The organism is Campylobacter showae (assembly GCF_963515975.1).
Lineage (GTDB): Bacteria > Campylobacterota > Campylobacteria > Campylobacterales > Campylobacteraceae > Campylobacter_A > Campylobacter_A showae_F.
This window is the reverse complement of the sequence record NZ_CAUPZM010000032.1, coordinates 1-19,385: the sequence shown is the minus strand read 5'-3', so window position 1 is coordinate 19,385 and position 19,385 is coordinate 1. Positions and strand designations below refer to the sequence as shown.

Genomic DNA, 19,385 nt, shown 5'->3' with positions numbered 1-19,385 from the left:
TCCGCCACCTCATAAACGCTATGCTTTATGCCATAAAATGGCTTTATCTTGCTAAAAAAATAGAGCTTATCGCTGTTTGCATACACCGCACCATACTCGCCATCTTTTACCGGCCCTATCTCACGCCAAGAGCTACTTGGGGCAAATTTATATAAAGAGACCGTTTGTGCTACTAAGTGTCTGCCGTGCCTTGAGCGCTGCCACTCTTCGCCTTGCTGCAAGAAATACGCTGAATTTTCATCTACAAAAACGTCAGCATAGAGCCTTTTTAGCTCGCCTTTTAGTTGGTAGTCTGAAATTTTAGCTTGTTCGTTTTTCGTGCTATCCCAAAAGTAAATTCCATCTTTGCTGGCAAAAAGAGGCCAAAAAGAGTGCACGTTATCCACGCTATAAATGGCACTATAAGGCATCTGCTGAGCGCTAAATTTACGCTCATTTGCAAACGCCGCCCCACTTTTTAGTTCAAAAAGATATTCTATGTCATGCTTAGGGTCGTAGCATATCTGGCGCACCTCATCTGTGTAGCTCGTATCAAGCTTATGCTCGCCCAAAAATAGGCTTTTGCCATCTGTGTAATATCCGCTGTGAGCGCCATTTTCTGCCGTGATGTATCTTAGCTCACCAGGCTGCGCGTCTAGCTTTTCGCCCATGTAGTAAAGCGTCTCGCCATCTTTTGCAAAGCCCATGTCAAAAACAGGCTCTAAATTTACGCTATCAATGCGTACGTTTTTATAAAAATAAGAGCTGTCCTCATAGCTTTTTATAAAAAGATTAGCAACGCTTTTTATAACGGCGATAAACTCGTTAAATCCAGGCTCTTTCTCGCTTTTTGAGCTGCAAAAGTAGCTTATCTTGCCATCAGTCAAATAGCCGTTTCCAAGCAAATGAGCGCTTTTTGGATCAAGCCCCTGCAGTATCTTAGTTGAGCAGTAGACATTGTTTTTATCAGCCGCTACGTTTGAGTAGTAGTAATGTTGCTGTAAATTTAAGACGCGAAAGCTATCTTTATCCACGCCCTTTAGCAAATACCTACCACTATGCGCGATATCAGCATAAATTTCGCCATCAGGCGAGCGGTAAAAGCCGCTCCCGTCGATATTTTCAAATTTGTTTTGACTCTGTGCTACGTAGTAGAAAAAAATAAGTATCAAGTATGGCGCTACAAAAGCCGCGACAAGCAATATCACCCACCTTTTCTTACTCATTTTCATAAAATTTCTTATAACCTTTCCTTAGCCTTTTTATAAGAGCTCCAAACCGAAAAAGCAAAGCCAAAAACTATCAAAAATATCAAAAACCATAAAATTTTATAGCTATTGTTATGCTCGCTAACTGCCTGCACTACGGGTTTGTCGCGAGCCCGCACCATAGCGTCGATATAATAAGTCTTATCGCCGCTTGCATAAACATCGCCGTATGAGCCGTTTGACGCGAAGTCCATCGACGGGCAAAACTGACTTTAAACAAAAAAGGCGTTACATCTTGAGATGATTTTTGAAGTCGCGACGTAAAAATAAAACGAAACGGACCGATCGTCCGTGAGTATTTTTTTACTAGCCCTTCAAAAAGCATCCGAAAAATCACTTCATAAAAGCCTTCAAATTTCGCACGCCAAACTCGCGGCAAAGAATTTTTGAGCAAATTTAAATGTTTTTATCAAATTTAGTCCCAAGATAGGACGCAAAGTCCATCGACGGACAGAAACAAATTTAAATACAAGGCGTTATATCTTGAGGCGATTTTTGAAGTCGCGACGTAAAAATAAAACGGAGCGGACTGGTTGTCCGTGAGTATTTATTTTTACTAGCCCTTCAAAAAGCGTCCAAGAGATAACGTCATAAAATCACTTAAGAGCTTCGAGCCTAACCGCGACCGAGCGCTTATGCGCCCCCAGCCCCTCGGCATCGGCTAGCTTCATGCACGCATTTCCCAGCTCGCTTATGCCTTTTGCGTTTAGCGAGATGAGCGAGGTGCGCTTCATAAAATTTTCAACCCCGAGCGGCGAGTAAAATCTCGCGCTACCGCCCGTAGGCAGCGTATGATTGGGCCCAGCTATATAGTCGCCCATCGCTTCAGGCGTGAAGTGCCCGATAAATATCGCTCCCGCGTGCCTGATCTGCCCTGCTAGCTCCATAGCGTCGTTTGTGGCGATCTCTAGGTGCTCGGGCGCTAGCTCGTTAGCCAGCCTCACGCACTCATCAAGATCGCTAGCTACGATGATAGCGCCCTTTTTATCGATGCTAACCTGCGCGATGGGCTGCCTGGCTAGAGTCTTGATCTCCTCGTTTATATGCCTTTGCACCGCCGCGCCGAAGGCTTGGTTAGGCGTGATGAGCACGGCGCTAGCCATCTCGTCGTGCTCGGCCTGCGAGAGCAGATCCACGGCAATGTGGCGAGGGTCGGCGCTCTCGTCGGCGATGACGCAGATCTCGCTAGGGCCCGCAATCATATCGATATTTACTTCGCCGTAGACGAGCTTTTTGGCCGTCGCGACGTATATATTGCCGGGACCCGTGATGACGTCGGTTTTTTTGATCGTTTGCGTGCCGTAGGCCATCGCCGCTACCGCCGAGGCGCCGCCGACTTTATAGGCTTCCTTGATGCCGCAAACGTGCATGGCGGCTAGAAGCAGCGCGTTTACCTTGCCTCCGACGGCAGGCGTGCAGACCGCGATCTCTCCAACTCCCGCGACCAGAGCCGGTACGGCGTTCATGAGAAGCGAGCTAGGATAGGCGGCCTTGCCTCCGGGGATATATAGTCCGGCGCGGTCTAGCGGGGTATATTTTGCACCTAGCAAAACGCCGTGCTCATCGTGCTCCATCCATGTTTTAGGTAGGCTTTTTTCGTGGTAGCTTTTGATACGATCAAAGGCTAAATTCAGCGCGTTTCGCAGGCAGCTATCTATGCCGTCGTAGGCCTTTTGCATCTCGTCGGTGCCGATTTTTAGGCTATTTGCGTCAGGTTTCCAGTGGTCGAATTTCTCTATCTGCTCAAAGAGCGCCTCGTCGCCTCTAGCGCGCACATCCTCAAGTATCTGCGAAACGGCGGGCATAACCGCGCTCATATCGCCGTTTGAGCGGTTCACCAAAGTCGCGAAATAGTCCTTAAAATTTTCGTTGCTAGTAAGCAAAAACTTCATCTCGTCTCCTTAAATTTTCTTTCGTATCTTAGTTTTTGACTGATATTTCCGAGCGCGCCGCCTTGATGGATGTATAAAATCTCGTTTTTAAACGTGCCCAGGTTTGCCATCATCGTTAAAAAGCCCACCGGATCGTAAATGAGCTCAAATTCTATCCCCGTTTGCTCGCATACTTCGCGCCAAATTTGATAAAGCTCCGGCTTTAGATCGCCGAAATGATATTTTTTGGGCGGCTGCAAAATGCGCGCCTTCGAGTTTGGCGTCAGCGCCTCGATCTCGCTTTTTAGGTAATCCGCGTCACCCACGCAAGGACAGGTATAGACGTCAAATTTGACATGCTTAGCCAAAAACGCCGCCGACGTGCCGGTACCTGAAGGCAAAAATATATCCACGGTTTTACCCTCCGCCTCCGCCCAGCGCTCTATCTGCCTAGCCTGCGAGATAAAGCCCATCTCCGCCTGCGGCTGCCAAACGCCCTCGTTTATAAAAAGCGAATCGCCGATGAAGCAATCCTGCGCGGCAGGCAAATTTGAGCTTGTTTGATCTGCGGATTTTTCAAAATTCGAGCTTTTATGGCTTATGCATTTGCTGGATTTTACGCCCGCGAGCTCCGTTTGTTCGTCAAATTTGCTCAAATTTAACCCGCCGGAGTCTTTTAAATTTGACCCGTTTTGGCTGCGATTGTCCGTTAAATTTAACGTCTCGCCGCCACAAATCTCGCTCTCTTTTAGCCCGGCAAGCTCATAGGCTAAAGCCCTAGCCCGCGCCCATCTATCTTCATCTACATAGATTTTCATCCCGTTTTCAAGGGCGAATTTAAAATTTCCGATCGGATTTGACGCCAAATTTGAGTTCAAATTTGAAACGACGTAGTGAAACTCGAGCCCCTTCATCTTCGCAAAAACGCTTAAGCTATACATCGCGTTTGACTGGCTTGAGCCGTAGCTAACGACGCGCTTTATACCGCCAAGACCAGCATGCAAGAAATACTCCAGCTTTCTAGCTTTATTTCCGTTAAATTCGCCATCCATCATATCGTCGCGAAGTACGTAAAACTCGAGTCCGTTAAATTTAGTCTTTTGAATACTTTTGATTTTGCCGCTCCAAGAGATCTTGCATCTCTTTCATCGACTCTTTGTCCGAGATCGAAAATTTGATCTCGATGCGCCTTGAGGCGTCGGGGTCTTCTTTGCCGTTTTTCATCACCAGATCGCTAAAACTGCGCCCGCTAGCGATGAGATAGTGCTCTAGGCGCTTATCCTTGTTCCACGAGTAGATAAAATCCAGCACCGAATACGCGCGCTTTTGCGAGAGATCAAGGTTGTACATGTAGCTACCAACAGAGTTCGTATGTCCCTCGATCACGATTCTGTCGATGTGTTTTGCGATCTCTTCGTTATTTAAAATCGCCTCAAAATAAGTCTGCAAAATTTCCTTTAGACGCGCCTTTGCCTCATCTCTTAGCTCGTATGAACCCGTGTCAAAAAGTATAGACTCAGGCAGCGACACGACGCCCGAGCTTGGATCTATGCTGACCTTGTTTCCGAGTTTAGCGCGTAAATTTGATATGACGTTTGAGCGAAGCGAGCTGATGTCTTTGATCTTGTCTTTTGTTTTGTTAAAATCCTCTTCGAGCGCGGCATATCTTGAGACTTCATCGCCGTATTTTGCGTTTAGTTCATTTAGCGCCTCGTCTTTTTGCGCTAAAATTTGCCCCAGCTGTAGCACTCTATCCTGCAAATCCGCGATAGTTTTATTCGCATCGTTTAGATTTATCTCGTAGGTTTGGGTTAGATTCGTGAGTTCGTTTTTCTCTTTTTTGACGCCTTCAAGCATCTCGTTTACTAGCCTGTTTATGTCGGCAAGCTCCTTGTTTTCGCTCTTTGCGCGGTCCAAATTTGAAAAAATTTCTTTTATGACGTTTTCTTTGCGCGCAAGCTCGCTTTGAGATGAGGCGATTTGCTTTTCGCGTTCGCTCAAGTCTTTTTGCAGTTTTGCTAGATCGCTTTGGCTAAGGACGTATTTTACGACGACGGCGCCGATGATGAGCATAAAAACAAACATCAGCCCGGCCATCAGGTCCGCATACGATATCCAAAAGGTCTGGTCGCCGCTTTTGCCCTCACTACGCGTTTTCATCTAGCATACTCGCCTTTTCGATGGTTTGCAAGATCTCGTTTGCCTCTTTGTCGAGTTCGTCGATGTCTTGCCTTAGCCCTTCAATGAGCGCGCTATTATCCTCGTAAACTTCGCCGGCTTCGGCGTCAAAAGCCTTTTTAAACGCCTGCACGCCCTCGATCAGGCTCTCTTTGAAGCCCTCCATCGCTAGCTTTTGTTTTTCTAAAATTTCGCCGCTAAATTTAGAAAGCGACTCGCTAAAAATTTTGATGTTATACTCAAGCTCGCCCACGCTCTTTTCTAGCCTTGCCATGCGCTCGCCGCCCACGTCGTATAGACGGTTGTACTGCTCGGCAAATTTTAACTGCATGTCTTTGATATTGCCGTTAAATTTATTGATAACGTTTAAGATTTCGGCATGGACCTTGATCAAATCTTTTTGATCTTTTGAGGATTTTAACAGCGTATTCATCGTTTGCTTGATGTGCTCGCCGCTTAGTTTGACGGCCTCCTCTTCATTTTTCAAGATATTTGTAAAAGTTTTAAATTTAGCCTCGATAGTCTTATCCAGCTCCTCAAAGAACTCGGCGTTACTAACGTGCTCAAATATCACTCCGATCTTCTCAAAGTGTCTTAAATTCTCTTGCAAATACCTTCTGTCAAGCTCCTCTTTCGTCCAGAAAAAGTCGCTCGTAGCATTTTTTTGTCTTCGCACCAGCATTTCAAATTTGCTCGTTCCGTATTTTTCAAAAAATATCCACCAAAGAGCTAGAAAAATACCGTAGATAGAGACGTAAAACGCAGTCGCCACGCCGCTAAGAAGTGTCGAAATTTCAGCCTCAAGCTCCATCGTATTTGATGAGTTAAACTCCGGCATAGAAACCGCGATACTGATAAACGTTCCTAATATGCCCAGCATCGGAAAGATGCCTGCACCCACGGAAGCAAAATTTTCGTTACGTAAATTTCTGGTGTAATAGGCGACAAATTCGTCAAATCCGGCGTTTGACTTCGTATCTTTGCCGATAACTAAAAGATGTTTGATGATGTATTCTTTTAGATTTCGCTTAAAATCAACTCCGCTTTGCTCGAAATAGCAGCAAGCAAGCTCGGCGCTATTTTTAGCAAAGATTAGCGAGATCACCCAAATAACGCCCATCATAACGACCGTGTGTAGGCCGATCTGGAAATTTATATATCCAAAATACCCAAGAAGCGCGACGAGATATATCGCCGTCGGCAAAAATACGATTTTCGCATAAACGAAAAATGACCGCCTGCTTTTTACTTCAGGCAGCGCCAAATCGGTGAAATTATCGCTTCTCGCTTCTTTTTTGGGTTCCATTATGGGCCTTAATTTCTATTTAAGCAGTTTAAATCTTCAAATGCGGTTAGTAGGCGTTTTACCATCGACTCCTCGCCGCTTCGTAGCCATTTACGCGGATCGTAGTATTTTTTGTTAGGCTTATCGTCGCCTTCGGGGTTGCCGATTTGACCTTGCAGATAGGCTCTGTTTTTGAGCTCATACGCTCTCACGCCGTCCCAAAACGCCCACTGCGTATCCGTGTCGATATTCATTTTTACCACGCCGTAACTGACGGCGTCTTTGATATCCTTTAGCTCGCTGCCGCTACCGCCGTGAAATACGAAATTTACGGGCTTATCAGTTAGAATTTGAAATTTATCCGCAACGTATGCTTGCGAGTTTTTCAAAATTTCCGGTCGAAGCACGACGTTGCCCGGCTTATACACGCCGTGAACGTTACCAAAGCTGGCCGCTATGCTAAATCTATCGCTGATTTTACTTAGTCGCTCATATGCCTGCGCGACGTCTTCAGGCTGCGTATAAAGAAGCGCATTATCAACACCCGTGTTATCCACGCCGTCCTCTTCGCCGCCGGTTACGCCAAGCTCGATTTCTAGGCTGATGCCAAGCTCGCTAAGCTCTTTTAGATACTTCTCGCAAGTGCTTAGATTTTCATCCAAGCTCTCCTCGCTAAGATCAAGCATATGCGAGCTAAAAAGCGGCACGCCGTGAGCTTTTTTGTATTCGCGGCTAAATTTAACCAGCTCGTCGATCCACGGCAGTAGTTTTCTAGCCGCGTGATCGGTGTGAAGGATCACCGGCACGCCGTAAGCCTTGGCTAGCAAGTGCACGTGCTGCGCACCCGCTACCGCTCCTAGTACGTCGGCATTACCGCAGGCTTTGCCGGCGTAAAAGCCGGCTCCGCCGTTACTAAACTGGATGATAACGGGTGAGTTAGCCGTCTTCGCCGCCTCTAAAACAGCATTTACCGAGTCGCTTCCGACCACGTTTACCGCAGGTATGGCAAAACCATGTTCCTTTGCGTATTTATATAGCCTAGTTACGTCATCGCCGCTTAAAACGCCGGCCTTTACTACGTCTAAAACACCCATTTTATCGACCTTATTTATATTCTACTTTAGCTTTTGCGCGAAGCTCGTCGCCTCTTTTTCTGATATCGTTTCTAAATTTCTCCATCTTTATGTTGCCCTCGATTTGAGGTTTAACCTCGTTTAGACCTACGGTACCGGCAGCCTTGCTATCCTCTTTTAGGATTACGTGGTAGCCGAAATTTGATTTAACAGGTTTTTGAGTTATCTCGCCTTTTTTAAGTGCAAATGCGGCATCTGCGAAAGGTTTTACCATTTGAGACTGCTCGAACCATCCTAGCTCGCCGCCGTTAGCCGCAGAACCTTGGTCTATCGATTTAGATTTTGCTAGCTCTTCAAATTTTTTAACTAGCTCGTCGCCTTTTAGTCCTTTTAGCGCAGCTATTACGTCGTTTGCGTCTTTTTCGGCAGCTACTAGGATATGTTTAGCTTTTGCGCGCGCAGGCATTGCGAATTCGGCTTTATTTTTGTTGTAAAAGTCGCTGATTTCGCCTTCGCTAACTTTGATATTATCGAAAATTCTCTTCATCCAAAGATCGAGCGCGAGGTTGTTTTTTAACTCTTCAAGCGCAGCTTTGTATTCGTCGCTCTTATCTAGCCCGCTCTTTTTAGCCTCGTCTAGAAGTAGTTTTCTGTTGATAGTTTCGTCGATCACTTTTTTTTGAGTGTCTTTAGGTAGTTGCTCCAAAGTTACGCCAGGCATAGCAGCAAGCGTGAAAGCCACGTCTTTATCGGTTATGGCAGTTCCGTTTACGGTGGCGTATTCCGCCGCGTTTAGGCTTAGAGCCGCAGCCAAACTAAGAGATGCGAATAAAATTTTATTCATCTTTGTTCCTTAAATTTAGATTTTTGTGAGGGTGATTATAGCAGGAAAGTCATTAAATATAAGTTATAATTCATCGAAAATTTAAATAAAAACGGCTAAAATCGGCGCTATGAGAACGAAAAAAGATATAAACGCTATCAAAAATTTATTTTTAGAAAATTTCAAAGACGCGGGCAGTGAGCTTAAATTTCAGAGCCTCTACGAGCTGCTCGTGTGCGTGATGTTAAGCGCGCAGTGCACCGATAAGCGCGTAAATTTGATCACGCCTTCGCTTTTTGAGGCATACCCGGACGTCGCTAGCCTAGCGCAGGCAAATCTAGCCAGCGTAAAAGCACTCATCAGCTCCTGTAGCTTTTTTAACAACAAGGCCGAAAATTTGATCAAAATGGCAAAGAGCGTTATGAGCGAATTTGGCGGCGAGATACCGACAACCGAAAAAGAACTGATGAGTCTAGCGGGCGTGGGGCAAAAGACCGCTCACGTCGTGTTGATCGAGCATTTTGGATCAAATTTGATGGCTGTGGATACGCACGTTTTTCGCGTGGCGCATAGGCTTGGGCTTAGCAGGGGCAAGACGCCCGAAGCCGTCGAGCTTGATCTAACTAAAGCCTTTAAAACGCAGCTAAATACGCTTCATCAAGCAATGGTGCTTTTTGGCCGCTACACCTGTAAGGCGGTAAAGCCAAACTGCAAAGAGTGCTTTTTAAACGAGCTGTGCAGCAGCAAGGATAAGAATTTTCCGTAAAATTTTAACTCAAGAACGCGGGCTTAAATTTAGAGCTGAAATTTGGAAAAATTGGATTTCTAACGCTTGACGGATGAGTTTGCGGCTGTGTTTTAAAAAATCGCTGCAAATTTAAATCAAATTTGGATGTAAGAAGCTAAGACGAAATATTTTTGTTCTAGACGAGGCGGATTTAAATTTAAGGGCGGGAGCTACCTCATCGGTAGTGACCGAGTAAAATCTAAATACAACGAATCATGGGGCAACAAGAGACAAGCCACCACAAGAATTTTAAAGGCGAAGTATTTTTGAGACGGATTTGAATGTTGTGCGGAAATTTTAAGTCAAGGCTAGACAAGTAGTCTGCCGTAGACTTAAAATTAGATGCTCAAAAGACAAGCCGTTCCGAGCTACTGAAGCCTAGCGATGATGTTTCTCACCACCTCCGCCATCATCTCCACCGACGCTATCTCGCAGTGCTCATTCACCGAGTGAGGCGAGTGGATATTCGGGCCTATAGAGCAGGCTTGCAGTTCGGGCTGTTTTGCGACCAGTACGCCGCACTCAAGGCCTGCGTGCACGGCGGCAAATTTAGCCTGCGGCTTTTGTTTTTGCAGCTCCTCAAGCACCAGATGCGCGAAGTCGCTGATGCACGGCGCCCAGTTCGCCGAGCGGTCGGCTACTCTCACATCAAAGCCCAGCGCGCTAGCCAGCGTAGCAGTCTCAAAGCCCAGATTTTCAAGCCCCTCGCGCTTCATCGCGCGTCCGAAAAAGTCAAACTCGATCACGCCCTCTTTTTGCTTAACGGTCGAGAGATTTATGCTTTCGTTTACCATGTCAAGCTGCGTGTCGTAGCTGCGCACGCCCTGAGCGAAGGAGTTAATTAGCGCCAAAATTTTGCCGCTGTTTACCAGCACGTCCGCTTCGCCTTCGCCTAGGCTCTTTACCCACGCTAGGCCGCGCTGCTTTGGCTCATGCGCGCACAGCACCTTACACACGGCGTTTGCGGGGATCGAGTTGCTCCTCTCGCCAAAATCCAGACTAATAAGCTCGCAGCCCTCCTCGGCGAGAAATTTCGCCAGCAGCTTCGTCGCGTTTGGGATATTTTTATGTATCTCGTTGCCCGAGTGCCCGCCGCTAAGCCCGGTAACGCCGATCTCGTAGATTTTACCGCTCTTTTTGACGCTCTGCGCGCCGATTTTCGCGCTTACGTTTATGCCGCCGGCACAGCCCAGCGTCACGCGGTCATCCTCCTCGCTGTCTAAATTTAGCAGATTCGGCGATAAAATTTTACCCTTAAAGGCGTTTGCACCCACGAGCCCGACCTCTTCGTCGTTGGTGAATAGACACTCCAAATTCGCAAACTCCCTCATCGCGCCCATCATCATCGCCACGCCGATACCGTCATCAGCGCCCAGAGTCGAGTTTTTCGCCCTTAGGGTGCCGTTTTCTTCAATGAGCTCTAAATTTGGCGCCGCGCCCACGCAAACCATGTCATAGTGGCTTTGCAGGCAGATTTTAGGCTCGCCCTTTACGGCATGGATGTTGCCCGCCTCATCGACGTCCACGCTAAAGCCCAGGCAGCGCGCAAAATCAGCCAAAAACTCCCTCATCTGCTCCGTTTCGCAGCTGCAGTGGGGTATCTCGCACAGCTTCTTAAAATCGTTCATAACCTCGTTTTTTTGCATGTTTGCTCCTTAAATTTACTTGAGGGTCTCGCCCGTGTAGCCCGTCGTCGCCACAGCATCTAGCAACTGTTTCTCGCTCACGCCGTCTTTCGTCTCGACGCGGGCGGTTTTATCGTGCAGGCTAGCCTTGGCGCTGATGACGCCATCTACCTTCAGCAGGGCTTTTCGCACCATCGCCGTACACAGCGGACAGTGCATTCCCTCGACTTTGATAACAAAATTTTGATTTGCGAAGGCCGCGCTTGCAAGCAGTAAAATAGATAGAATTTTATTCATAAATTTTTCCTAAAACTTCGGGATATGATAGCAGAATAATCACAAAAATAGCCAAAAAAACGTAGATGAAGATCCATTTTTTGCGGCGATTTGCGATATCGCAGGATTTTGGCTTTTTGAAAAAATAAAACGCACTCGCCGCAAAGCAGATCGCGGCAAGTGCGGTAAAATAGGGTCTCAGCTCGGTTAGGCTCTCTATAGCCTCCGAGCTTAGCAGGCTAAATGAAGCGCCGAAAATCAAAAATAAAAGCGCGGGCAGGCAGCAAAGAGTAGCCGCCAGCGCGCTCGCAACCGACGCCAGAGCTAGCCAAAAGCCCTTCATTTGACCTCTTGAGACTTGTAGTCGTAGCTAAAATCTTTCGGAGAATAATAATTTAGCACGTTGTCGTCCACTTCGCCGTAAGGATAGCCGAAGTTATTTAGCGGAAATTCCGCAGGCTTTGGCGATAGCACGAAGTCGCGCGCGTCGTTAAAGCCGATCCAGCACATCTCCCAGTTGCCAAACAAAAACTCGCGCACTTTAGCAAGCTTACTATCGTCGTTGCTTAGCTTCTCTCCTAGACGCACCTTCGCGACGTCCGCAGGATCGACCGGTATCCAGCCGTGGCCTTTTAGATAAAATTCCGCCCTGCAGTGCTGACCGCCAGAGATCGCTGCGAGGCCCTTTTCATCGGCCTTTCCCATCTCGTTTGAAAATCTGCTCTGCCCTACTCTGATGCCAAAAATCTCGCGCGCAGGGATACCCACGGCGCGGCAGAGCCCCACGAATACGGAGTTTATGTCGGTGCATTTTCCCACCAGCTTGCCACTTTCAAGGATTGCTTTTACGTCGCCCGTGCCGCAGCCTAGGATACTGTTGTCGCGCTGCATAGTGTTTGCCACCCACGTGTAGATCGCTTTCGCACGCTCCAGATCGCCTTTTACGCCTTTAGTGATCTCCTCTGCTTTTTGCTTTACGATGCCGTCGTTTGGGATATGTTGGGTCGGTTTTAGAAAATGCTCAATCTCGGGACTTAGCTTTTCTTTCGGGTTAAATTCAACCTTGCTAAAATCTGTTTTTCGCTCGAAGGTCTCTACCCTAAATTTAACGCTAAGCGTAGGCTTTGCCACCTCGGCGTAGTCCACGTAAAGCGTCGGGATCGCATCGTAGTTCACCGACGGATTAGCGAAATTGCCGTCAAATTTGACGTCGCTCACGCTTTGATACTCTCTAATGAACGGTAGCGGTATCCACAGCCTGGTTTTCTTGCCCGCCTCTAAAATTTCGTGATTTAGAGTTACGTCAAAAACCCTCTTGTTGCCCACGGCCTTGCTCCCTCCAAAAACGGTGCTCGGAGTTGCCATAACGGCGCCTAAAATCGCAGTGTTTCTTAAAAAATCGCGTCTTTGCATGAAATGCCTTGTATAAATAATAGTTGTCCCGCAACTCTTGGGCGGTATTTTACTAAGAAAGGCTAAATTTGGCTTTAAATAGCTGTATTTTCGCGAGTCGTTTGGGCGTGGTCAAATTTGGATAATTTTTTAAATTTTACCGGCCGAGACCTACACCGCGAAAGTGCTAAATTTGGTTTAGTTAAATTTGGCGTTGCAAGCTAGGTTCTTTGCGCAAAAAACAACCGTTTGAGGTTGTTTTTTACTTTATTGTAAAGGGGGTGGTGGCTTAAATTGCGAAGTCGCTCCCCACCCCCTTTAATCCCCCTCCCCCTACGACGCTTTTAAGGTGGCGACACTGCTTTGCCTTACAGGCAAAGCGTCGCGAGTTTAAATTTGGAGTTTTAAAGGTACGGGTCTCGGCGGGTAAAATTTGTAAATTTGACTATAAAAAGTCAAGGCGAAGTATCGTGAGATGATTTTTGGGGTTTTCTGCTTCGCAAGCTCGCAGCTGCAAGCAGAAGAAGTTAAAATTTGACGAAGATAAGGAATGTAGCCTACCCGGTCAAATTTTAACGAAATCCGCAAAAAGCGCTCGCGAGACAAGCCGCCAAGATAAAATAAAGGCGAAGTATTTTTGTGGTTTTAGACGAGGCGGATCTAAATTTTACGATGGGAGCTACCTAGTCGGTAGTGACCGAGTAAAATTTAGATCCAACGAAGTATAAACCAAAAAGACGAGCCTTAATCAATAAATCTTTTTGTTAAATTTGCGTACGCATCTATCCTTCGGTCTCTCAAAAACGGCCAAATCCTGCGCACTTCCTCGCTTCTGGCCATATCGATCTCGACGATGCAGCACAGCTCGCTCTGGCTATCGGCGCGGAAAAGCTCCTCGCCCTGCGCGCCGAAAACAAAGCTGTTGCCCCAAAATTTGATCCCGTCCATCACGCCGCTCTCGTCATTTTCAAAGCCCACGCGGTTTACGGCGATCACGGGCAGGCCGTTTGCGACCGCATGTCCGCGCTGCACGGCGACCCAGGCTTCCAGCTGACGCGATTTTTCCGCCTCTTCGTCGCTCTCGAACCAGCCGATCGCGGTCGGATAGATGAGTAGCTTCGCGCCGCGCAGAGCCATGAGGCGCGCAGCCTCGGGATACCACTGATCCCAGCACACCAAAAGCCCGAGCCTGCCTACGCTCGTATCTATGGGCTCAAAGCCGATGTCGCCCGGAGTAAAGTAAAATTTCTCGTAAAAGCCCGGGTCGTCAGGGATGTGCATTTTGCGGTATTTGCCCGCGATGCTGCCGTCTTTTTCGAAGACGAACGCGGTGTTGTGATATAGGCCGTCCGCGCGCTTTTCAAAGAGCGAAGTGACGAGCACTACGCTGTTTTGCTGCGCTACCTCGCCCCAAAATTTGACGTCGTTTTCCCAACCCTCAGCAAGATCAAAAAACCTCGTCTCCTCGCTCTGACAAAAATACTGCATCTGGTGCAGCTCCTGAAGCACCACGAGCTGGGCCCCGCCGCCGCTAGCTTCGCGCACGAGCTCGAGCGTCCTTTGAACGGTCGCGTCTTTGGTGCCGTGAAATTTTTGTTGGATTAGCGCTACTTTCATATTTTTCCTTACGATTTAAAATTTCAAAATTATATCAAAGCGGGGATAAATTAGGGCTTGAACGGCCGGCCGGCAATCTAAATTTTACCGCTCCCGCCGGCTCATAAAATTTGCTTCAGCCTTTCAAGCAAGCCCGCGCAAGAGCTAGAAACATCCTCGTAGCACCGCTCAAAATCGCGGGTGTAGTATGGATCGGCGATTATTTTGCCGCTTGAGGCATCGCTAAATTCGAGCAGGAATTTTACTTTTTCGTCAAATTTAGCCTCAGCGCCGAATTTACGCTTTAAAGTCCTTAAATTTTCATCGTCCATTATCAAGATAAGGTCGCTGTTATCAAAATCTTTTTGCGTTATCAAGGTCGCTTTGTGAGGCGTCACGGGCACGCCGTTTTGCTTCAAAACCCACACCGTCTCGTAATACGGCGGCTCGCCTATCTCGTCCTCGTGAGTGGCGCGCGAGTCGATGATAAGGCGCTCTGCCAGGCCCGCCTTTTGGCTCAAATTTTGCATAACGGACTGCGCCATAGTCGAGCGGCAGATATTTCCGTGACAAACGAATAAAATTTTCATATTTTTCCTTTGATTTAGCATTCACACGAGCCGTTTTGATCATCGCACGGATCAAGATGCGTCGTGATCTGCCACTCAAACTCGCCGTATTTAGCCCTGATAGCGGCCTCTATCTCGTCTGAAATTTTGTGCGCGTCGTAAAGCGAAATTTCGCGGTTAAAGACTAGATGAACCGCGACGTAGCAGACGTTTGCGCTCTTTCTGGTAGCTAGTCCGTGATAGCTCGTTATCTGAGGGCGCGAGCGGATTATCTCCTCGATTTGCGCTGTTATCTCGAAATCTAGCGCTTTATCAAGCAGCACGCCTACGCTTTCTTTCATCAAATTTATCGCGCTAACGGCGATGTAGCCGCTAATCACTATACCAAAAACGGCGTCTATCGCGGCAAATCCCGTAAATTCGACCAATATAAGCGAGGCGATAACGGCTAGGTTGCTAAAAAGGTCGCTTTTATAGTGCAGCGCGTCGGCTCTAACGATCAAATTTCTCGTGCGGCGAGCGACGCGGGAGAGGTAGGCGACCAGTAGCCCCGTAACCGCGACCGATAGCGCCATCGCATAGAGCGAAAAAGCCGTATCTACGGGCGCTTGCTCCGTTTGCAGCTTACGCACGCTCTCGTAAAGTATAAACGCACCAGCACCCACGATCAAAACGCCCTCAAACATCGCCGCAAGCGCTTCTAGCTTGGCGTAGCCGAAGTTAAATTTTGCATCGGGCGCGGCTTGGGATTTACGGATCGCGAAAAAATTTAGCGCGGAAACTAGCAGGTCAAGCATCGAATCGATCGCCGAGCTAAGCACCGCCACCGAACCGCCGATCAAACCTGCGGCAAATTTAACCACGGCTAGTGTAAACGCCGTCGCACCCGCGACCATCACGGCTCTGCGACCTAAAATTTCATTTTGCCTTTTTATGCCAGCATCGTTTAGTTGCATTTAGATTTCGCTTTCGCTTCTTGCGCCTAAAAATCTATTCTGTGAGGAGCAGTGCAGCGAGCCGTTTTGACGCACGAAAACGAGCGAATCTACGCCGATTATCTTGTGATTAGGCAGCTGCTGCGCTAGTCGCTCGAGCGCGATTTTATCGTTATCATCATTATACGTCGGAACGATCACGGCGCCGTTTATAAAGATAAAATTCGCATACGTGCACCCAAGCCTCTTGCCGCCGTAAAATTTGGCCTTAGGAAGCGGTAGCGGCACGAGCTTAAAGCCCGTGCCTTCAAGCTCTTTTTTCATCGCATTTAGCTCGCTAAAATGCTCGTCGGCTGGATCGTCGCAGGAGGCGTATGCGATGGTGTCCGGAGCGATAAAACGCGCCAGCGTATCGACGTGGCTATCGGTGTCGTCGCCCTTTATAAAGCCGTTTTTAAGCCATATCACGCGCTCAAGGCCAAAAAGCTCCTTAAGCCGCGCTTCGATCTGATCTTTGTTTAGATGAGAGTTGCGGTTGTCGTTTAGTAGGCACTTTTCGGTCGTTAGCAGCGTGCCGTGCCCGTTAAAATCGATACTGCCGCCCTCAAGCACGAGATCGATACTTCGCAAATCGCTTTTAAAACGCTTAGCTAGCTCCAAATTTACGGCGTTATCTTTCGAGCTTTCAAATTTGCCGCCCCAAGCGTTAAATTTGAAATCATAGCTGAGGATTTTGGCGCCATCCTCTACGTCTATCATACCGTAGTCGCGTATCCACGTATCATCGGTATCGATTTTTACGAACTCTACGTTATCAAATTTCGCAAATCGCTCCCGAAAAATCCTCTCCTCAGGGCAGATCAAAACGACCTTTTGAAACGGTACGATAGCTGCAACCAGCCTCTCGTATGCGTCTAAAATTTCGTCCAGATACGGCTTCCAGTCGGTGTTTTCGTGCGGCAACGATAAAAATATCAGCTCTTGTTTTTCCCACTCTGCAAACGCTCTCAAATTCGTCCTTTATTTAAATAATTTCTATCAAAATTTAGGAGTTATGATACCTTTTGCAAGCTTAAATTTTAAAATAAATCATACAAAATTAGTTTTAAATTTAGTTTGCTTTCGCTACAATCTCGCGAAATTATCAAAAAGAAGCTAAAAAATTTATGGATTTTGAGTTTATAAAAGAATTTGCGCCGATGTTCGTAAAAGCGGGCATTTTCACAGTCAAGCTCTCGCTTTACGGCATCTTGCTCTCGCTTGTTATCGGTATATTTTGCACGCTGGTTAAATTTTACAAGGTCAAGATCCTAACATCCGTCGTAAACGGCTACATCGAGGTTTCTAGAAACACGCCGCTGCTTATACAGCTTTTTTTTCTCTACTACGGACTTAGCAAATTCGGGCTAAATTTGAGCGCCTTTACCTGTGCGGTTGCTGGACTTGCGTTTCTAGGCGGCAGCTATATGGCCGAGAGCTTTAGGCTCGGCTTTGAGGCGGTGAAAAAGACGCAGATCGAGGCCGCGCTTAGCGTCGCGCTCACGCAGGGGCAAATTTTACGCTACGTTATCTTGCCTCAGGCTTTTAGCGTCTCGATACCTTCGATTGCCGCTAACGTCATCTTTCTCATCAAAGAAACCTCGGTCATCAGCATCATCGCCCTGCCCGATCTAGTCTATGCGACGAAGGATATCATCGGGCTTTACTACATGACCGACGAGGCGCTTTTTATGCTCGTAGTTAGCTATTTGATTATCATTTTACCGATATCTTTGGCGTTATTTTGGCTTGAAAAAAGGATGAGAGTTGGACGGAGTTAATATTTTATTCGATCCGCTGGTCTTAAAGCGGCTGATTTTCGAGGGGCTGTGGATGAGCGTGCAGATTTCAGCTATCTCGATCGTCGTCTCCCTCATTTTGGGCACGTTTTTGGGCGTGGCTATGAGCTCAAAAAACAAATTTATCTTTTTCGTGCTAAAAATTTGCCTCGAGATCGTACGCATAATGCCCCAAATCGTCTGGCTATTTTTGTTTTACTACGGCGCGAGCAAGGCTTTTGGGCTTGATATTTCCAAATTTAACGCCTCGCTCATCGTCTTTAGCCTGTGGGGCGTGTTTGAGATGATGGATATCGTGCGCGGCGCGATCGTCTCGATACCGCGGCATCAGTTTGAAAGCGCGGCGGCTCTAGCGCTTAGCAAGGCTCAAATTTATCTTTACGTCGTGATCCCGCTAGCTACGCGCCGCCTAGTGCCCGCAGGCGTAAATTTGCTAAGCCGTATCATCAAAACCACCCCGATCGTCGCCCTCATCGGCGTGCCCGACCTGCTAAAAGTCGGACAGCAAACGATCGAGACGGCAAGCCTAACGGCAAATCCGACCGTGCCATTTTGGATATACGGCTTTATATTTTTGTTATATTTTCTCGTCTGCTATCCTATCTCAAAACTATCCAAGATACTTGAAAACAGATGGGCATAAGGAATCAAATGAGCGAAATTTTAAAACTCTCGAATTTAAGCAAATCTTACGGCGACTTACAGGTGCTAAAAGGCATTGACCTTAGCGTCAAAAACGGCGAAGTAGTGGTAATCCTAGGACCCTCGGGCTGCGGTAAAAGCACGACTCTGCGCTGCATAAACGGCCTTGAGCCATTTGACGGCGGGCAGATAGAGATAGCCGGCGAAAAGATCGATAAAGACTACAAAGACTGGATCAAAATCCGCCAAAAAGTAGGCATGGTTTTTCAAAACTACGAGCTGTTTGACCATATGAACGTCATCGAAAACATCGTGCTAGGCCCGGTAAAAGCGCAAAAAAGAAACCGCGAAGAGGTCGAAAAAGAGGCCGAAGCGTGGCTGGAAAAAGTCGGCCTAAAACATAAAAAATACGCCTATCCAAAGGAGCTTAGCGGCGGGCAAAAGCAACGCATCGCTATCGTGCGCGCGCTTTGCATGAGGCCCGAGATCATGCTATTTGACGAGATAACGGCCTCGCTGGATCCAGAGATCGTGCGCGAGGTACTAGACGTCGTCATAAACCTCGCCAAAGAGGGCATGACGATGCTGATCGTAACGCACGAGATGGGCTTTGCTCGCTCGGTGGCGAATCGTATAGTCTTTATGGATGAAGGTAAAATCGTCGAGGAGAGCGAGCCCGAGGCGTTTTTCACACATCCAAAAAGCGAACGCGCGAAGAAGTTTTTAAATTTATTTTCGTTTTAGGGGTTTTAAATTTGATCTTTTTAGGCTAAATTTGAGAGCTTTTCGTCAAATTTAGCTTTTAAACCTTGCGTCTTTACCATTTAAACAACTCAAATTTACTCAAAATAACCCGCGCAAATTTAATCCACTAGCCGTTTCTTAAATCTAAAATTAAATCTATAAATTTATTTTGAGTAAATTTTACACTCCATTTTAAATTTAGCGTTACGTTTTTAAACAAAATTTGATTTTTCTCTGGGCTCGCTGTCTGAAAAACTACAAATTTAGTCGCATTTTAGTCAAGCTTTTGTATATTTTGCGCACTTTATTTTAAAGGAGAAAGAATGAGAAAACTTCTGTTTTCATTTTTGGCAATATTCGCCGCCGTCTTTCTAACGGGTCAGGCCAATTTGCAGGCTGCCGAAGCGGACGCTTTGGCTAAAATCAAAGAGCGCGGATACGTACGCGTGGGCGTTTTTAGCGACAAACCGCCGTTTGGCTACGTCGATAAAGAGGGCAAAAACC

20 protein-coding genes and 1 pseudogene are annotated in these 19,385 nt (G+C 47.2%); 5 read left to right on the top strand and 16 right to left on the bottom strand.

All coding sequences use genetic code 11. From position 1 onward, the window contains the following. From RWM02_RS09685 to RWM02_RS09650, 8 genes are all read right to left on the bottom strand, one after another. Window positions 1-1,211, bottom strand: a 1,211-nt coding sequence (locus RWM02_RS09685) for a DKNYY domain-containing protein (protein WP_314071715.1), incomplete at its 3' end; no start/stop codon positions are given. A gap of 8 nt (window positions 1,212-1,219) precedes the next feature. Beyond that, entirely contained in the window at window positions 1,220-1,441 is a 222-nt protein-coding gene (locus RWM02_RS09680; RefSeq protein ID WP_314071712.1) for a hypothetical protein, read from the bottom strand. Between the two features lie 402 nt (window positions 1,442-1,843). Further along, window positions 1,844-3,139 (bottom strand): histidinol dehydrogenase, encoded by a 1,296-nt coding sequence (gene hisD / locus RWM02_RS09675; protein ID WP_314071710.1) that lies wholly within the window; start codon window positions 3,137-3,139, stop codon window positions 1,844-1,846. Continuing rightward, window positions 3,136-4,170, bottom strand: a complete 1,035-nt coding sequence (locus tag RWM02_RS09670; protein WP_314071717.1) for a 1-aminocyclopropane-1-carboxylate deaminase — start codon at window positions 4,168-4,170, stop codon at window positions 3,136-3,138. The genes hisD and RWM02_RS09670 overlap by 4 nt, the downstream gene beginning before the upstream one ends. A gap of 40 nt (window positions 4,171-4,210) precedes the next feature. After that, the gene (locus RWM02_RS09665) at window positions 4,211-5,278 is read right to left on the bottom strand and encodes an OmpA family protein (RefSeq protein ID WP_314071707.1); all 1,068 of its coding nucleotides are present in this window, start codon (window positions 5,276-5,278) and stop codon (window positions 4,211-4,213) included. Beyond that, window positions 5,265-6,602 (bottom strand): MotA/TolQ/ExbB proton channel family protein, encoded by a 1,338-nt coding sequence (locus tag RWM02_RS09660; protein WP_314071705.1) that lies wholly within the window; start codon window positions 6,600-6,602, stop codon window positions 5,265-5,267. Before RWM02_RS09660 ends, RWM02_RS09665 begins: the two co-directional genes overlap by 14 nt. A gap of 8 nt (window positions 6,603-6,610) precedes the next feature. Then, window positions 6,611-7,675 carry a class II fructose-bisphosphate aldolase gene (fbaA, locus tag RWM02_RS09655; protein WP_314071703.1) on the bottom strand — a complete coding sequence of 355 codons (1,065 nt, stop codon included), beginning with the start codon at window positions 7,673-7,675 and terminating at the stop codon, window positions 6,611-6,613. A gap of 10 nt (window positions 7,676-7,685) precedes the next feature. Beyond that, window positions 7,686-8,498, bottom strand: a complete 813-nt coding sequence (locus RWM02_RS09650) for a peptidylprolyl isomerase (RefSeq protein ID WP_314071700.1) — start codon at window positions 8,496-8,498, stop codon at window positions 7,686-7,688. A 109-nt stretch (window positions 8,499-8,607) separates the two neighbouring features. On the opposite strand from RWM02_RS09650, the gene nth reads away from it, so the two are divergent. Next, window positions 8,608-9,243, top strand: a complete 636-nt coding sequence (nth, locus tag RWM02_RS09645) for an endonuclease III (protein ID WP_314071698.1) — start codon at window positions 8,608-8,610, stop codon at window positions 9,241-9,243. A 389-nt stretch (window positions 9,244-9,632) separates the two neighbouring features. On the opposite strand, the gene RWM02_RS09640 is transcribed toward nth, so the two are convergent. From RWM02_RS09640 to RWM02_RS09605, 8 genes are all read right to left on the bottom strand, one after another. Beyond that, a complete protein-coding gene (locus tag RWM02_RS09640; protein ID WP_314071696.1) occupies window positions 9,633-10,910 on the bottom strand; it encodes a M20/M25/M40 family metallo-hydrolase in 1,278 nt (425 codons plus the stop codon). Window positions 10,911-10,925: 15 nt separating this feature from the next. Beyond that, the gene (locus RWM02_RS09635) at window positions 10,926-11,186 is read right to left on the bottom strand and encodes a heavy-metal-associated domain-containing protein (RefSeq protein ID WP_314071693.1); all 261 of its coding nucleotides are present in this window, start codon (window positions 11,184-11,186) and stop codon (window positions 10,926-10,928) included. Next, entirely contained in the window at window positions 11,179-11,508 is a 330-nt protein-coding gene (locus tag RWM02_RS09630) for an aryl sulfotransferase (protein ID WP_314071690.1), read from the bottom strand. Before RWM02_RS09630 ends, RWM02_RS09635 begins: the two co-directional genes overlap by 8 nt. Next, window positions 11,505-12,578, bottom strand: coding sequence for a transglutaminase-like domain-containing protein (locus RWM02_RS09625; RefSeq protein WP_314071688.1), 1,074 nt, complete (start codon window positions 12,576-12,578; stop codon window positions 11,505-11,507). Before RWM02_RS09625 ends, RWM02_RS09630 begins: the two co-directional genes overlap by 4 nt. A 723-nt stretch (window positions 12,579-13,301) precedes the next feature. Then, window positions 13,302-14,174 carry a carbon-nitrogen hydrolase gene (locus tag RWM02_RS09620; protein ID WP_314071686.1) on the bottom strand — a complete coding sequence of 291 codons (873 nt, stop codon included), beginning with the start codon at window positions 14,172-14,174 and terminating at the stop codon, window positions 13,302-13,304. A gap of 101 nt (window positions 14,175-14,275) precedes the next feature. Further along, entirely contained in the window at window positions 14,276-14,743 is a 468-nt protein-coding gene (locus tag RWM02_RS09615) for a low molecular weight protein-tyrosine-phosphatase (protein ID WP_314071683.1), read from the bottom strand. A gap of 14 nt (window positions 14,744-14,757) precedes the next feature. Continuing rightward, on the bottom strand, window positions 14,758-15,678 hold the full coding sequence (locus RWM02_RS09610; RefSeq protein WP_314071680.1) for a cation diffusion facilitator family transporter: 921 nt from the start codon (window positions 15,676-15,678) through the stop codon (window positions 14,758-14,760). Next, a complete protein-coding gene (locus tag RWM02_RS09605) occupies window positions 15,679-16,668 on the bottom strand; it encodes an agmatine deiminase family protein (protein WP_314071677.1) in 990 nt (329 codons plus the stop codon). A 155-nt stretch (window positions 16,669-16,823) separates the two neighbouring features. Here RWM02_RS09605 and RWM02_RS09600 point away from each other — a divergent pair, with 155 nt between their 5' ends. The 4 genes and pseudogenes from RWM02_RS09600 to RWM02_RS09585 form a co-directional block, all read left to right on the top strand. Next, entirely contained in the window at window positions 16,824-17,477 is a 654-nt protein-coding gene (locus tag RWM02_RS09600) for an amino acid ABC transporter permease (RefSeq protein WP_314071676.1), read from the top strand. Further along, the gene (locus RWM02_RS09595) at window positions 17,464-18,138 is read left to right on the top strand and encodes an amino acid ABC transporter permease (RefSeq protein WP_314071675.1); all 675 of its coding nucleotides are present in this window, start codon (window positions 17,464-17,466) and stop codon (window positions 18,136-18,138) included. The genes RWM02_RS09600 and RWM02_RS09595 overlap by 14 nt, the downstream gene beginning before the upstream one ends. Before the next feature lie 8 nt (window positions 18,139-18,146). After that, window positions 18,147-18,881 (top strand): amino acid ABC transporter ATP-binding protein, encoded by a 735-nt coding sequence (locus tag RWM02_RS09590; protein WP_314071673.1) that lies wholly within the window; start codon window positions 18,147-18,149, stop codon window positions 18,879-18,881. A 323-nt stretch (window positions 18,882-19,204) separates the two neighbouring features. After that, window positions 19,205-19,385 (top strand): annotated as a pseudogene (locus RWM02_RS09585) (ABC transporter substrate-binding protein); the annotation flags it as partial.